Origin of the sequence: Micromonospora sp. NPDC005291 (assembly GCF_040607415.1) — a bacterium.
In the GTDB taxonomy this organism is placed as follows: domain Bacteria; phylum Actinomycetota; class Actinomycetes; order Mycobacteriales; family Micromonosporaceae; genus Micromonospora.
Genome location: NZ_JBEXGR010000022.1, coordinates 1 through 15,512, shown reverse-complemented (window position 1 = coordinate 15,512; position 15,512 = coordinate 1). Strand labels below are relative to the sequence as shown.

Here is a 15,512-nt window from a genome sequence, read left to right as displayed (position 1 = left end):
GACGGGCGCCGCTCCCGGAACTCGGGGGCGGCGCCCTTCAGTCGATCAGGCCCTCGGCGCGGGCCCAGCGCAGCAACTCCGCCTCAGCGGCGTCGCGGTCCATCGGACCGTGCTCGAGGCGCTGCTCCTTGAGATGCTTCCACGCCTGTCCGACCACCGGCCCCGGCGGTACGCCGAGCAGCTCCATGATCGCATTGCCGTCCAGGTCGGGCCGAACCCGGGCCAGGTCCTCCTCGGCCGCGATCCGGGCGATCCGATCCTCCAGCGCGTCGTAGTCGGCCGCGAGTTGGGCGGCCTTGCGCCGGTTGCGGGTCGTGCAGTCCGAGCGGGTCAGCTTGTGCAGCCGGGGCAGCAGGTCACCGGCGTCGGCGACGTAGCGGCGCACCGCCGAGTCGGTCCACTCGCCCCGCCCGTACCCATAGAAGCGCAGGTGCAGCGCGACCAGCCCGGTCACCTTCGCGGTGACCTCCTTGGGGTACCGCATCGCCTTCATGCGGGCCTTGGTCAGCCGGGCGCCGACCACCTCGTGGTGGTGGAAGCTGACCCGACCGTCGGGGGCGGCGGCCTTGGTCGCCGGCTTACCCACGTCGTGCATGAGGGCGGCCATCCGCAGGATGAAGTCGCAGCCCTCATCCTCGAAGGAGATCGCGTTCTCGACGACCGTCAGCGTGTGCTCGTAGACGTCCTTGTGCTGGGCGTGCTCGTCGATCTCCAGCTTCAGCCCGGTCAGCTCCGGCAGGAACCGCTCGGCCAGCCCGGTGTCGACCAGCAGCCGCAGCCCGGTGATCGGGTCGGTGCCGCAGAGCAGCTTGGTGAACTCGTCTCGGATCCGCTCGGCGGTGATCCGGTCCAGGTCGGCGGCCATCTCGCCCATCGCCGTGTGCACGTCCGGGTGCACCGCGAAGCGCAACTGCGCGGCGAACCGGGCGGCCCGCAGCATCCGCAACGGGTCGTCGCCGAACGACTCACGCGGGGTGCTGGGAGTACGGATCATCTTGGCCGAGAGGTCGTCCAACCCGCCGTGCGGGTCGGTGAAACGGTGCTCCGGCAGGCTGACCGCCATCGCGTTGATCGTGAAGTCGCGCCGCTTCAGGTCCTCGTCGAGGCTGGTGCCGTACACGACCACCGGGTTGCGGCTGACCTGGTCGTACGACTCCGCGCGGAAGGTGGTGATCTCCAGTCGGAGACCGTCGCGCTGGGCGCCGATGGTGCCGAACTCCCGACCGGTCTCCCAGATCGACTCTGCCCAACCCTTGATGATCCGCAGCGTCTCGTCGGGGTGCGCGTCGGTGCAGAAATCGAGGTCGTCCCCGAGTCGACCGAGCAGCGCATCCCGCACCGAACCGCCCACCAGGTGCAACTCGTGACCGGCGCGGACGAACCGGCGGCCCAACTCGTCGGCGACCGGGGAAACCCGGAGCAGTTCGGCGACGGCGTTGCGCTGCGCTGCGGTGAGTTCGCGGCGGTCGGCGGCGTGGGGAGCGGAGGCTTCGGACATGGGACCGCCAGCGTATCGGGCCGAGGGGTGATCCGATCCGCCGGGCGCGGGTAACGGATAGCGGTTGACTAAGGTCTGTGGCGTGCGGGTCGGTGCCCGGCTCGACGTACCCCAGGGAGGCTGGAGATGAGCGGCGGGCTCTACCGCAGCGCCAACGCCGCGCACGACGGCGGGCCCGGAGCCGGTGGGCGCCCGGGAGACGGCGCCACCTTCATCTCCGCCGAACCGCTGAACCAGCCGGCCATGGAGTCGACCGCGCCGCCGCAGGAGCAGGTGGCCGAAGCCAGTGCGGCGACCAACAGCGCGGTGATGGCGATCGGCAGCCTGGTCAGCCGTGGCACCGGCTTCCTGCGCACGTTGGTGCTGACCGCCGCGCTCGGCTCAGCGATCGGCAACGCCTACACCACGGCACAGATCCTGCCCGGGATGGTCTACGAGTTCCTGCTCGGCGGCATCCTCACGAGTGTGCTGATCCCGGTGTTGGTCCGCCGGCGGAAGTTCGACGCCGACGGCGGCCAGGCGTACACCCAGCGGCTGTTGACCCTCGCGGTGCTCGCTCTCGGCGCGGCTGCGGTCATGGCGGTGATCCTCGCACCGGTGCTGACCTGGCTCTACGCCAGCGACGAGTCGAGCCAGGACTATCAGGATCTCGTTACCGCCCTGGCCCGGCTCATGCTGCCGATGATCTTCTTTACTGGTCTCAGCGCGCTGATCAGTGCGGTGCTCAACACCAGGGGTCACTTCGCCGCGCCAATGTGGGCGCCGATCCTGAACAACATCGTGGTGATCGCCACCGCCGGCCTTTACATCGTGATCTTCGGGGCGAAGATCCTCGACCCGGGCCAGTTGGGCGCCGGGCAGATCCTGCTGATCGGCGGCGGCACGCTGCTCGGTGTGGCCGTGCAGGCCGCCGGCCTGCTGCCCGCTCTGCGCAAGGTGGGATTCCGCTGGCGGTTCCGGTTCGACTTCCGCGCGTTGGGTCTCGGTGAACTCGGCCGCCTCGGCGCCTGGATGTTCTGCTACGTGGCGGTCAGCCAACTCGGGCTGGTCGTGGTCTTCAACCTGCTCAGCAGAGTCCCGAAGGACGCCGCAGGTGCGCTGATCTACAACAACGTCTTCCTGCTGTTGATGATGGCGCACGGCATCATCGCCGTCTCGATCATCACCGCGCTGATGCCCCGGATGAGCGCCGCCGCGGCCGACGGCCGCTACGCCGACCTGGCTGCTGACCTGTCCCGGGGCACCCGCACCGTCTCCGCGGTGCTCGCTCCCATCGCGGTCTGCTACGCCGTGCTCGCCACACCGATCGCCTTCACCCTGTTCCGGTACGGAGCGTTCACCGACCAGAACGCCCAGTCGGTGGCGCCGGTGCTCTTCTTCGCCGCTGTCGCCCTGGTGCCGTTCGCGATCAGCCAGCTCTTCACCTTCGCCTTCTATGCGTTGCCGGACACCCGCACACCGGCACTGGTCAACATTCCGGTGGTGGCACTGCGGGCCGGGGTCCAGATAGTGCTCTTCGCCGCCTTCTCGGCGAGCTTCGCGGCCTCCGGCATGATGATCGGCAACGCGGTCTCGTACCTCGCTGCCGCCGTTGCTTCAGCCTGGCTGCTCCGTCCGCGAATCGGCCGGATCGGCCTGAGTCGGATCATGCGAACCCTCGGCCGGGTCCTGGTCGCGGCGCTCGGCGCGGCGCTGGTCGGCCTGCTCGTGGTCAAGCTGCTCCCCGGCGACGACACGCCGAGCCGGCTGGAGGCCATCGTCCAGCTCGTGATTGGCGGCGCGGTCATTGGCGGGACCTACCTGGGTCTGGCCATGCTGCTGCGGATCAGCGAGATCACCGAGGTGGTCGGCATGGTCCGCCGCCGTCTCGGTCGCTGACCGCGAGCATTCGATCGCAAAAAAAGTTGGCGCACCCACGGACCGTGACCGCGGATCACCAGGCTGGGGACGCACCTGTGGATAACTCCGCGATTCGCCGGTCAACCGCCGCATCAGCCTGTGGATAACCAACCGTACGGCTGAGCGTGGCAGGCCGATCGGCGGGAACGTGCCAGGTGGCGGGAGCGCCGCGACAGCCCGGCCCCGGCGTCGGTCACTTGCGGTGAAGCCGTAGATTAGCTAGTACATGTGCCAGCAACGTGGCTGACAACGGTCGTAACCGGACGAGTTCTTCGACTGCCGGGACCCCGCCGGGTACGGCGGGAAGATGACATGTCGGGGAGACGGGCAACCCGGGTAAGGTCGCTCTCGACGGGTACGGCAGGGGCGACGCTGTCGCGTCGACACCGGTCGGCCGGTTCCTTCAACGGCAGAGCGGGAAGCCACATGCCCAGCAGTGCGGGTCCATCGATCGACACGATCACCGAGGGAGGACGGGTGACCCAGGTCGGCGAGGGTCAGGAGGCAGACGAAAGCGCTCCTCCGGTCATGACCTTCGGTGCTCCCACGGCCGGTGAAATCCTCGCCGAGCGGTACGAGCTGGTTGAGCACATCAACAACGACAGCGCGGGTCGGCTGGTCTGGCGCGGGGTCGACGTCATCCTGCGCCGTCCCGTCGCGGTGGTGCTGCGCTACCCGGGTGGCGACTCCGCCACCGAGATGCTTCAGGCCGCCGTCGCGGCCAGCCGGGTCATCCACCCCAACCTGGTCGGCGTCTACGACGCGATCGACGAGGCCGACCGGGCGTACGTCGTGCGCGAGTGGGTCGACGGGCAGTCCCTGCGTGACCTGGCGGCCGATGGCCCACTGGATCCGGCCCGGGCCACCGCGATCGGCAACGCCGTCGCGAGCGCGCTCGCCGCGGTGCACGCCACCGGCATGGTGCACGGCAACGTCCACCCCGGCACCGTCATGATCAGTGACGAGGGCCGCGTGGTCCTGGCCGACGCCCGCACCGATGGCGCCGACAGCCAGGAGAACGACATCCGGGCCGTCGGCGGTGTCCTCTACTTTGCCCTGACCGGTTACTGGCCGCACGCCGAGGCACCGTTGCGCGGAGCCACCGCCGGCCACGGCCGCGCCGCCATCCCGGACGCGGTTCGGGACGCCGGGGGTGCCATCGCGGCGCCCCGCCAGGTCCGGGCGGGTGTGCCCGCGTACCTGGACGACCTGACCATGGATCTGCTCGACGCCGAGATCGCGCCGCCGTCCTCCGATGTGCTCGCCGCGGAGTTGGCTCGGCTGGACGTGCCGGCCGAGGAGGATCACTACCTCGAGAACAGCGGTCCGCTACGGTTCGCCGCCGACACCGAGGAAGAGCCGTCGCCGCTGGCCGCGGCCGGCGGTCGCAAGGTAGCCGTGGGCATCGCCGGCCTGCTGGCGGTCGCCCTGGTCGGTCTGCTGATCGGGATCAGCGCGCTGGGCGACCGCGACAAGGACCCGCAGGCCAACCAGGGCCCCGCTCCTACCGCCACCGCCCCGGCCGGCGATGCCACGCCGGCCGCCGCCACTGCGCGCAAGCTGACCGTGAAGGGCGTCCGGATCATCGACCCGGACAGCAAGAACCGCAGCGAGGTCGGCGGTGCCGACAAAATCATCGACGGTGACGAGGACAAGGGCTGGGAGACGGAGACGTACCGCGACCGGCCCAACTTCGGCAACCTGAAGAAGGGCATGGGCGTCTGGCTCGACCTCGGCGAGCCACACAGCGTCAGGTCGGTGCAGGCGGTGCTCTCAGCCACCGGCGCGTCCGCCCAGCTCCTCGCCGGCACGGTCAACCCGGCGTCAACCTCCACCGGCGACAAGCAGTTGGTCTTGAACTACAAGGACCCCGTCGGGCAGCCCTTCGAGGACCACGATGGCACCACGATGACGTTCAACGGCTTCGACGCGGACAAGAAATACCAGTACCTGCTGTTCTGGATCACCGAACTGCCTCCGGCCGAGGGTGGCTTCAAGCTGGGGGTGCAGGAGATCACGGTCCAGGGGTCGTGATCCTGGCACCTCCACCGGGGCACCGCATCCGCAGGACGTGGTGATGGACGGGCGCGCCGCGGCTACGGATCTGGAGCTGCTGCGTGCCCACGTCGATGGCGACCGGCATGCCTTCGCCGAGCTGTTCCACCGGCACCGCGACCGGCTGTGGGCGGTCGCCCTGCGCACGATCGGTGACCGCGAGGAGGCCGCCGACGCACTCCAGGACGCGTTGCTCTCCGCGCACCGGGCGGCGGCCCGGTTCCGAGGTGACTCCGCCGTCACCACCTGGCTGCACCGCATCGTGGTGAACGCCTGCCTGGACCGGATGCGTCGCCGGCAGTCGCACCCGACTGTGCCGCTGCCCGATGGCACCCGTGCTGGGGACGGCTCGGGCATTGGCGGGGTGGAGCCGGCCGCCCCGGCACCGGACCACGACACCGCGCTGGTGGTCCGCGACGCGCTCGCCGCGCTGCCCCTAGAGCAACGCGCCGCGCTGGTGCTGGTGGACGTACAGGGTTACCCGGTCGCCGAGGTCGCCCGCATCCTCGGTGTCGCCGAGGGGACGGTGAAGAGCCGGTGCGCCCGGGGCCGGGCCCGGCTGGCGGTGATGCTCGGGCATCTTCGCCCAGCGATCGCCGCAACGCCTTCGGCCCGACCGGTCCCGGCCGACCCGATCGGGGACGTGCCGGGCGTCACGCCGGGGAACCCGGGCCCTGTGGAGGGCGTCGGATCGGGGTCGGGCCGGTACCGGCGGGACGCCAACCAGGAGGACACGTGACGACCGAGGGGTTCCGGGAGGTCGACGACGACCTGCTCGCTGACTACCTCGGCGGGGCGTTGGACGGCACCCCGCAGCAGGATGAGGTCGCCCAACTGGTGTCCACGGACCCGGCCTGGGCCGAGGCGTACGCGCTGCTGGCTCCCGCGCTGCCGGAGGTCCGTGCGGACCTGGCCCGCTGGGCCGAGCCGTCGCCGGAGATGCCACAGGCGATCGCCGACCGCATCTCCGCCGCGCTGGCCGCCGCGGGGTCGACGCCGAACGGCACGCCTGCCGACGAGGACACCGCCGCCGAGCCCGGGGTCGACCGGGACGGCGGCGTCGCGACGCCGCTGGTCGTGCCGGTGCAGGGCGGGGCCGGTCGCCGGCCTGCCGTCCCCACAACGACCGGCTCGGGGCGCCGGGCGCCCGCCGGCCCGGGTCGCCGCCAACGCGGCTGGGCCCGCCGAGGCGCACCGGTGGCGGCCGTCGCGGTCGCCGTCGTCGCGGTCGCGCTGGGCCTCAACCAACTGTCGATGAGCGCATCGGATGATGCTGGCAGCACCAGCGCCCTGGACCGGCCGGCCAGCGCGCCCGAGGGCGCCGCGGCGGCCGGGGCGGTCCGCACCACCGGACCGGCGCTGCGCAGCGGTACGAACTACACCCCGCAGACCCTCGGCAACGAGCAGAGCAGACCAACTCCCAGCCGGGTCACCGGCAACACGCCCGGCACGCAGCCCGGGGTCGACGCCGAGGGGGAACGACGTCCTTCGCCGGACGGGTTGAACCAGCTGGCTCGGCTGACCGACGAGGCCGCCCTGACGACCTGCCTGGCCGACGTGGCGGCGGAGCACGGATCCGCCCCGCTGGTGGTCGAGGTGATCGACTACGCGCAGTTCCAGGGCGAGCAGGCGCTGGTCATCCACTTCACCGACGCGACCGGGGCGCGCTGGGCCTGGGTGAGCGGCCCGGAGTGCGGAGTGCCCGGGTCCGGCTCGGACAGCCGGTATTCGGCGCGGGTAGGGTGAATCCACGGTCAACGGCATGATGACCGTCCACGTGACCTGACCCACCGGATGCCCGGCTCGGGAATCCCCGGTTCATACGATGGCGTTCTGGAAGTCAGCTGCCGGCCTCACCCAGGCGTCGGCAACTCGGATCAGCATCGGTGCTCGCGCCGACGCCGAACACACACAACTCGGGAGACGGCAGTGGACGAGGTCCGCAACCTGATCATCATCGGCTCCGGGCCGGCCGGCTACACGGCGGCGGTCTACGCCGCCCGCGCCAACCTGAAGCCGCTGATCATTGAGGGCGTGCAGTCCGGTGGCGCGCTGATGACCACGACCGAGGTGGAAAACTTCCCCGGTTTCGCTGACGGCATCCTCGGCCCAGAGCTGATGGACAACATGCGCAAGCAGGCCGAGCGGTTCGGCGCCGAGTTCCTCACCGACGACGTGACCCGGGTCGAGCTGGTGGACACCGGCGATGCCGGCTCCGGCGCGGTGAGCACCGTCTGGGTCGGCGAGACCGCCTACCGGGCCCGATCCATCATCCTCTCCACCGGTTCGGCCTGGCGTCCGCTGGGCGTGCCCGGCGAGCAGGAGTACCTCGGCCACGGCGTCTCCTCGTGCGCCACCTGTGACGGGTTCTTCTTCCGCAACCAGCACATCGTGGTCGTCGGCGGCGGCGACTCGGCGATGGAGGAGGCAAGCTTCCTCACCCGCTTCGCCGACTCGGTCACCATCATCCACCGGCGCGACTCGTTCCGGGCCAGCAAGATCATGGCCGACCGGGCGCTGGGCAACGAGAAGATCAAGGTCGAGTGGAACAGCGCCGTCGAGGAGATCCTCGGTGCCGATGGCAAGGTCACCGGCGTACGGGTCCGCAACGTGCACACCGGCGACACCAAGGTGATGGACGTGACAGGCATTTTCGTGGCCATCGGCCACGACCCTCGCAGTGAGCTCTTCCGCGACCAGGTCCAGATGGACGACGAGGGGTACGTGAAGGTCGAGGCGCCCAGCACCCGGACGAGCGTGCCCGGCGTCTTCGCCGCCGGCGACCTGGTCGACCACACCTACCGGCAGGCGATCACCGCGGCCGGCACCGGCTGTGCCGCCGCGCTCGACGCCGAACGGTTCATCGCGACGCTCAGCTGAACAAAACTGAACACATCCCGGAGGAGGGGCATAGTGGGAAATACCAAGGCGGTCACCGACGCGAGTTTCGTCGCTGACGTGCTGCAGGCCGACAAGCCGGTTCTGGTGGACTTCTGGGCCGAGTGGTGCGGGCCGTGCCGCAAGGTGTCGCCGCTGCTCGAGGAGATCGCGGGCGAGATGGGTGACAAGGTCACCATCGTCAAGCTCAACATCGACGAGAACCCGGAAACCGCCCGGGCCTACCGGGTGATGTCGGTGCCGACGCTCACCGTCTTCAAGAACGGCCAGCCGGTGCAGTCGATCGCCGGTGCCAAGCCGAAGGGCGAGCTGGTCCGGCTCATCGAATCGGCTCTCTGACCAGCAGAAACGTCAACCGAACCCCGTACCCGCTCGCCGGGTGCGGGGTTCGGTGTCTTCCGGCCGTACCGTCGACGTTTTTCCTGGCCCGAGCCACCTCGCCGTCCCGGAACGCATAGCCTCAAGCCTGGGCCGCCCGGCCAGCCAGCGTCGTGCAGAGGGGGTCGTGCGTGCGTCCGATCCGACCCGGTGACCGGGGCCCCGCGGTCACGGAAATCCGCAACATCCTGACCGGCCTCGACCTGCTCGCCGTCGCCGGACCGCACGGCGACGAGTTCGACATCGACACCGAGCGGGCGGTCCGCGCCTTCCAGCAGTCCCGAGGGCTCAGCGTGGACGGGCGGGTCGGAGCGGAGACCTGGCGGGCCCTGGACGCCGCCCGCTGGCGGCTCGGTGCCCGCACCCTCTACCACGCGGTCCCCGAGCCGCTCACCGGCGAGGATGTCCGGTCGCTGCAGGAGCGACTGCTGGAGATGGGGTACGACGTGAGCCGGGCGGACGCCATCTACGGCATCCGGACGTCCCGGGCGGTGGCCCAGTTCCAGCGCGAGGTCGGGCTCACCCCCGACGGCTCCTGCGGCCCGCACACCATGAACGCACTGCGCCGGATCGGCCGCAAGGTGGTCGGTGGCCGCCCGCAGTGGCTGCGCGAATCCGACGCGATCCGGCAGTCCGGGCCGGCGCTGGTCGGCAAGACCGTCGTCATCGACCCCGGCCACGGGGGTACCGACCCGGGCATGGTCGTACCGGACGGGCCGCTGCGCTGGACCGAGGCGGACCTGATGCACGACCTGGCCAGCCGACTGGAGGGGCGACTCGCCGCGTCCGGGGTGCGGGTGCAGCTCACCCGGGGCCCCTCGCCCGACAGTTGCCTGCCGGACACCGACCGCGCTCTGCTGGCCAACTCGCTGGGCGCCGACGTGTTCATCTCACTGCACCTGGACGGCCACGCCAACCCGGACGCGGAGGGCGTGGCGACCTACCACTACGGCACCGACAACGGCGTGACCTCGGCAACCGGTGAGCGCCTGGCCGGGCTGGTGCAGCGGGAGATCGTCGCCCGGACCGGGCTGCGGGACTGCCGTACCCACGCCAAGACCTGGGACCTGCTGCGACTGACGCGGATGCCTGCCGTCCGGGTCGAGGTCGGCTACCTCACCTCGCCGACGGACCGCGCCCAACTGGTCGACCCCCGGTTTCGGGACCGGGTGGTGGAGGCGATCGTGGCCGCGGTGCAACGGATGTACTACCCGATCGAACGGGACGTGCCGACCGGCTCGCTGGACGTCAGCGAACTGCGGGCCGTGGTGACCGCCGGCACGGTGGTCGACTGATCCGCCGCGAGACGTTTCCCGCCGGTTCAGCGGTCAGCCGTTGGTGGAGCTGGTTGCCGGGGCCGGACGGACCGGCCGGAGCAGGGTCTCCGGGCTCATCGAGCCGAGCAGCTTCTCCAGCGCGTACTCGACGTCGGACTTCCAGCTCAGCGCCGTACGCAGCTCAAGGCGCAGCCGGGGGAACCGCGGATGCGGACGTACGGTTTTGAACCCGACTGAGAGGAAGAAATCGACCGGTGCCACGCAGCCGCCCGCTGGGTCGTCCGCGTCGCCGAACTTGGCGTCGCCGAACGCCTCAATGGCCTTGATCCCCCGCTTGGTCAGGTCCCGGGCGACGCCCTGCACCAGCATCCGGCCCAACCCTCCGCCAGAAAACGCGGCGACCACGTTGGCCGTCATCAGCAGTACCGCGTCGGCGGAGACCGGCGAGGTCGGGAACGCCATCGAGCGGGGCACGTAGGCGGGCGGGGCGTACATCACGAAGCCCGCCGGCATGCCGTCGACGTACGCGAGCTTGCCGCAGGAGCCCCACTCCAGCAGCGTCTGCGAGACCCACGCCTCCTTCTCCAGGCCCGGATCACCGGCGGCGCAGGCCCGGTCCGCGGAGACCGGATCGAGCTCCCAGTAGACGCACTGCCGGCACGGGCGAGGAAGGTCTTCCAACGTGTCGAGGGTCAGGCTGACCAGACGTCGCGACATATGGCGCATCCCCACAATAGGCTCGGTGGTATGCCGGCATGGAACGACAGCGCCGCCTTCCTGCCCCCGACGAGCGATCGTACGCCGCCGATCGACGGTACGGGAGGGGACTCGCAGATGCCTCACCAGACCGGGTGATGCGGAGCCGGTCCGCCATGTGGTCGATCCGTCTCGGCACGCGGCAGCGTGGCTCTGGCGGACTAGGATCGACAACCGGTGTCCCCGCCGCCATGGTCACGGGTGTGTGGGGTACCCGGGGCGAGAGCCACCGAGCAGCAATCGAGGTGAGGTCATGACCGGTACGACGCTCGACGACTACACCGACCGGTACGCCCGGCGGGTACGCGGGATGACCGCCTCAGAGATCCGAGCATTGTTCGCGGTGGCAAGCCGCCCTGAGGTCGTCTCGCTCGCCGGCGGCGCACCGTACATCGCCGCCCTGCCGCTGGACGCGGTCGGTGAGATGCTCGGCCGGCTCGGGTCCGAGCATGGCGTGACCACCCTCCAGTACGGCATCGGTCAGGGCACCCTCGAGCTGCGCGAGCGGATCTGCGAGGTGATGTCGCTCTCCGGGATCGACGCCGCGTGCGGCGCGTCTCCCGAGGACGTCGTGGTCACCGTCGGCGGGCAGCAGGCACTGGACCTGGTGGCCCGACTCTTCCTCGACCCGGGTGACGTGGTGCTCGCCGAGGGTCCGACCTACGTCGGTGCGCTCGGAGTGTTCCAGGCCGCCCAGGCGCAGGTTGTGCACGTACCGATGGATGCGGACGGGCTCATTCCGGAGGCACTGGAGACGGCCATCGCCGACCTGGCCCGCGCGGGCCGGCGGGTGAAGTTCCTCTACACCATCCCCACCTACCAGAACCCCACCGGCGTGACGCTCAGCGAGGAGCGCCGGGAACGGGTGCTCGACATCTGCGAACGCGCCGGCCTGCTCGTCGTCGAGGACGACCCGTACGGTCAGCTGGGGTTCGAGGGTGAGGCGCCGGCGCCGTTGCGGGCCCGCCGCCGGGATGGGGTCTTCTACCTCAGCACCTTCTCGAAGACCTTCGCGCCCGGGCTGCGGGTCGGCTGGATCCTGGCGCCGCACGCCGTCCGCGACAAGCTGGTCATCGCCAGCGAGGCGCAGATCCTCTGCCCCAGCGGTTACGCCCAGGCCGCGGTGGCCACCTACCTCAGCACCATGCCCTGGCGGCAGCAGCTCAAGGTCTATCGCGAGGTCTACCGGGAACGCCGTGACGCCCTGCTCGACGCGATGGCCGACCTGATGCCCGAGGGCACCAGCTGGACCAGGCCGGCCGGTGGTCTGTTCGTCTGGGCCACCCTGCCCGAAGGGCTCGACTCGAAGGCCATGATGCCGCGAGCGGTCGCCGCCCGGGTCGCCTACGTGCCCGGCACCGGCTTCTACGCCGACGGCACCGGCACCGGCACCATGCGGCTCAACTTCAGCTTCCCGCCGCCGGAGCGAATCCGCGAAGGCATTCGCCGGCTGTCCGGCGTGATGGAGCAGGAGATCGCGATGCGCCGGGTCTTCGGGGCGGTGGGCGGCGCCACCGGCCGACGCGGCCAGGCCGGCTCCGATGTGCCAGGGCCTGACTTGGCATGATGCCGGCATGGGTACGACTGCCGCTGAGCGCCTCCTCGTGACCGATTCCGCCATCTCGGCCGACCTGCGCGTTGTCGTGCTCGCGGGTGGGCTCTCCTACGAACGGGACGTGTCACTGCGCTCCGGTCGCCGGGTGCTCGACGCGCTGCGCGCCGTCGGCGTGGAAGCCGAACTGCGGGACGCCGACGTGGCGCTGCTGCCGGCGCTGGCCGCCGACCCGCCGGACGCTGTGGTGATCGCACTGCACGGCGCCACCGGCGAGGACGGCTCGCTGCGCGGGGTGCTGGACCTGTGCGACATCCCGTACGTCGGCTGCGACGCCCGCGCCTCCCGTGTCGCCTGGGACAAGCCCTCGGCCAAGTCGGTGCTCCGCGAGGCGGGCATCCCCACCCCGGACTGGGTGGCCCTCCCGCACGATCGCTTCTCCGAGCTCGGTGCGGTCGCCGTGCTGGACCGGATCGCCGACCGGCTGGGCCTCCCCCTGATGGTCAAGCCCGCGCAGGGCGGCTCAGGGTTGGGTGGCGCGGTGGTCCGGGACGCGGCGGCGCTGCCCGCCGCAATGGTCGGCTGCTTCGCGTACGACTCCACCGCGCTGGTGGAACGGTACGTGCCCGGCATGGACGTGGCGGTCTCCGTGGTCGACCTCGGCGACGGACCACAGGCACTGCCGCCGGTGGAGATCGTGCCCCGCAACGGCGTGTACGACTACGCCGCCCGCTACACCGCCGGGCGGACCACCTGGCACGCGCCGGCCCGGCTGGACCCGGAGGTGGCCGCGACGGTCGCTGACGTGGCCCTCGCCGCGCACACCGCGCTCGGTCTGCGGGATCTCTCCCGCGTCGACGTGATCGTGGATGCTGCCGGCCAGCCGCACGTGCTGGAGGTCAACGTCTCGCCGGGCATGACGGAGACGTCACTGCTGCCGCTCGCCGTACAGGCGGCGGGGCTGGATTTCGGCCGGCTCCTGGGCTCCCTGGTCACCCGGGCAGCGGCCCGCCTCGCCACTTCCTGATCCACTCGCCGACGCGTCAGCTATGACGCGGTGCTGCCCATAGGTCGACCATGAGGTTGGCGGGCGCCGCACGCCGGGGTGCCGTCGCCAACCTCATGGTCGGTCCAGCATCAGCGGGTGGGGCCGACGCCCGGTGCGCCGAGGCCGTTGGTCTGTGCGGCTGCGGCTGCGGCAGCTGCCGCAGCCGGGGTACCGGTATCCGGGGCCGCCTTTCTGGCGGCCTCGTTTGCGGTGCCAGCGGCGGCCTCGTCAGCGGTGTCGGGTCCGGTCTCGTCAACGGTCCCGGCTCCGGCCTCGTCGACGGTGTCGTCCGCTGCGCTGCGGAGGACTGCGGGTCCGTTGGTGGGCCGCCCCACGGAGACGGCGGACGGTAGGCCGGAGGACGCGCCGCTCGCCACGTTGGTGGCCGACAGAGTGGGTTCACCCGTCGGGTCGGTGACGTCGACCGAGGAGGCGTTCGTGTCCACGGCGATCGGATCGGCTGAGGAGGCCGTCTCGCCGTCGGTCGGTTCGGCGCCGGAAGTGGAGTCGATCGCCGGTTCCGGGATCTCCTCTGCCGCCTCGATGACCGAGGCAGCCGCCGCCGCGGCAGCGGCGTCCGCGGCGGCAGCGTCGGCGGCAGCCGACTGGGCCAGCAGGCTGGACGGTGCCTGCCACTGGATGCGGGGTGGCTCGGCGAGCGGACGACCACCAAACTCGGCGAGCCAGGCGGCGACGAGCGCGAGATTTTCCCGCCACTGTGCCTCGGAGATCGGAGGCAGGATCGAGTCCCACAGTGACAGGAAGGTCCCCCGCAGCTGAAGTCGGCCGTACGGCCGGGCGAGGAACCACATGTGCAGGTGCGCCGAGCCGTCGCCCCACCGGTTGACGTGCACCCGAGCCACGCCGTCGAGAGACCGGATGGCCCGCTCCAGACGTACGGTCATCACACCCAACTCGGCAGCAAGCAGGTTCGGCAGGTCACCGAGGTCGAGGTGGGTTCGCGATTCCAGGATGAGCACCATGGGCAGCCCGGTGGGCCGGTCCATGGCGCGTACCCGCCACCGCTCACCCACCCAGATGTAGGCGTCGTCGGGTGCGTTGCAGGCGGTGCATTCCCGGAGACCCTCGCCCTTCCGGGGCGGTTCGACCGGGACCGGATCATCGAGTTGCTTCACGTGGAGGTCACCCTCGAAGGGGAACGACGGCCACTGGGTGAAGTCCGGGACTGAGGGAGGGGTGTCGTGCACGACGCTGACCCTAACCGAGTCTGGCACCGCTGTCCCTACCTGTTTGATCGGTCCCGGCCTACCGGATCAGTGCCTCTCGTCGATGACGTGCGCGGGGTCACCATCGCGCCGTTGAGCGATATCCACAGGCTGCCGAGATCCTGAACACAGCCCGTCATCCACAGGCTCACACCCGCTCTCACGCGCTGTTTCACGTGAAACAGGGGGTACCTGTGGACAACGGGTGTGGATAACTTTTCGGCTCGTCGGTCGTTGTCAGCGAACCGCTGAACCGACCGGTGTGCGGCTCCCCACCGTCGGCTCTCTGAACGTGGTCGAGCTGTCGCGCCTGGAGCTGTAAGCCGGCCCGCACCTCAGGGAAAAGGCGGGACGGGGACCGCCGTGGCTGATCGACGTTCAGAGCGACTCCGGAAGCGCAGTGCGTCAAGGATGGCTGCCAAGACGCTCCAGCGCGGCCGACGTCAGCCTCCCCAGCCATGTCTGGTCGGCCACGGTAGTGCGGTCCTGCCCTGTGCTCTACGCCGGTGAAGGACATGCCCCGGTGGGCCAGGGCCGTGGCGGCCTGCCACGCATGGTCGCCGCTGGGCACATGGTCCATGCCGGAGCAGTCGCTGCATGGGCCGCAGGAGGCGCGAATGCTCGCGGCTCAGCGGGCGCCAGCGGAATGCGGGCCACGGCATTCCGGTCAGGCGAGGTGGGGTACGCCGGCATCGCTGGTCCTCCAGCCGCCGGCTGGAGGAGCGGGACCAGTAGTCACAGCGACGGCGGGCGCTCGGGTCCCGCCGTCGGCGGACAGAAAGGCCCGGACTACGGACGGCCGACATGAAGGGCGGCGCGCAGCGACGGCGGACGACGCGCGGCGGACGGGCGGACGACGCGCGGCGGCGGACGGCGGCGGGCGGCGGGCGGCGGGCGGCGGCGGGCGGCGGCGGCGGGCGGCGGC

General features: G+C 70.8%; 12 protein-coding genes. 9 read left to right on the top strand and 3 right to left on the bottom strand.

Annotated elements, in window-relative coordinates; all coding sequences use genetic code 11:
• Nucleotides 1-37: 37 nt before the first annotated feature.
• Nucleotides 38-1,498 carry a CCA tRNA nucleotidyltransferase gene (locus ABZT18_RS25160; RefSeq protein WP_354993003.1) on the bottom strand — a complete coding sequence of 487 codons (1,461 nt, stop codon included), beginning with the start codon at nt 1,496-1,498 and terminating at the stop codon, nt 38-40.
• A 126-nt stretch (nt 1,499-1,624) separates the two neighbouring features.
• Between ABZT18_RS25160 and murJ the strand changes: the two genes are divergently transcribed.
• The 7 genes from murJ to ABZT18_RS25125 all read left to right on the top strand — a co-directional run bounded on the left by murJ (nt 1,625) and on the right by ABZT18_RS25125 (nt 10,023).
• Nucleotides 1,625-3,376 (top strand): murein biosynthesis integral membrane protein MurJ, encoded by a 1,752-nt coding sequence (gene murJ / locus ABZT18_RS25155; protein ID WP_354993002.1) that lies wholly within the window; start codon nt 1,625-1,627, stop codon nt 3,374-3,376.
• A 447-nt stretch (nt 3,377-3,823) separates the two neighbouring features.
• Complete coding sequence (locus ABZT18_RS25150; RefSeq protein ID WP_354993001.1) at nt 3,824-5,431, top strand: protein kinase family protein; 1,608 nt, start codon at nt 3,824-3,826, stop codon at nt 5,429-5,431.
• A gap of 43 nt (nt 5,432-5,474) precedes the next feature.
• Nucleotides 5,475-6,191, top strand: coding sequence for an RNA polymerase sigma factor SigM (sigM, locus tag ABZT18_RS25145; RefSeq protein ID WP_354993000.1), 717 nt, complete (start codon nt 5,475-5,477; stop codon nt 6,189-6,191).
• On the top strand, nt 6,188-7,198 hold the full coding sequence (locus tag ABZT18_RS25140; protein ID WP_354992999.1) for a hypothetical protein: 1,011 nt from the start codon (nt 6,188-6,190) through the stop codon (nt 7,196-7,198). The genes sigM and ABZT18_RS25140 overlap by 4 nt, the downstream gene beginning before the upstream one ends.
• A gap of 183 nt (nt 7,199-7,381) precedes the next feature.
• Entirely contained in the window at nt 7,382-8,332 is a 951-nt protein-coding gene (trxB, locus tag ABZT18_RS25135) for a thioredoxin-disulfide reductase (protein ID WP_354992998.1), read from the top strand.
• A 33-nt stretch (nt 8,333-8,365) separates the two neighbouring features.
• A complete protein-coding gene (gene trxA / locus ABZT18_RS25130; RefSeq protein ID WP_354992997.1) occupies nt 8,366-8,689 on the top strand; it encodes a thioredoxin in 324 nt (107 codons plus the stop codon).
• Nucleotides 8,690-8,859: 170 nt separating this feature from the next.
• On the top strand, nt 8,860-10,023 hold the full coding sequence (locus ABZT18_RS25125; protein ID WP_354992996.1) for an N-acetylmuramoyl-L-alanine amidase: 1,164 nt from the start codon (nt 8,860-8,862) through the stop codon (nt 10,021-10,023).
• Between the two features lie 33 nt (nt 10,024-10,056).
• Here ABZT18_RS25125 and ABZT18_RS25120 read toward each other — a convergent pair whose 3' ends face one another.
• Nucleotides 10,057-10,722, bottom strand: a complete 666-nt coding sequence (locus tag ABZT18_RS25120) for a GNAT family N-acetyltransferase (RefSeq protein ID WP_354992995.1) — start codon at nt 10,720-10,722, stop codon at nt 10,057-10,059.
• Between the two features lie 292 nt (nt 10,723-11,014).
• Here ABZT18_RS25120 and ABZT18_RS25115 point away from each other — a divergent pair, with 292 nt between their 5' ends.
• Nucleotides 11,015-12,328: a PLP-dependent aminotransferase family protein gene (locus tag ABZT18_RS25115; protein ID WP_354992994.1), complete on the top strand. Its 1,314-nt coding sequence runs from the start codon at nt 11,015-11,017 to the stop codon at nt 12,326-12,328.
• Between the two features lie 7 nt (nt 12,329-12,335).
• Entirely contained in the window at nt 12,336-13,340 is a 1,005-nt protein-coding gene (locus ABZT18_RS25110; protein WP_354992993.1) for a D-alanine--D-alanine ligase, read from the top strand.
• Nucleotides 13,341-13,450: 110 nt separating this feature from the next.
• On the opposite strand, the gene ABZT18_RS25105 is transcribed toward ABZT18_RS25110, so the two are convergent.
• Nucleotides 13,451-14,344, bottom strand: coding sequence for a hypothetical protein (locus ABZT18_RS25105; protein WP_354993133.1), 894 nt, complete (start codon nt 14,342-14,344; stop codon nt 13,451-13,453).
• Nucleotides 14,345-15,512 lie beyond the last annotated feature (1,168 nt).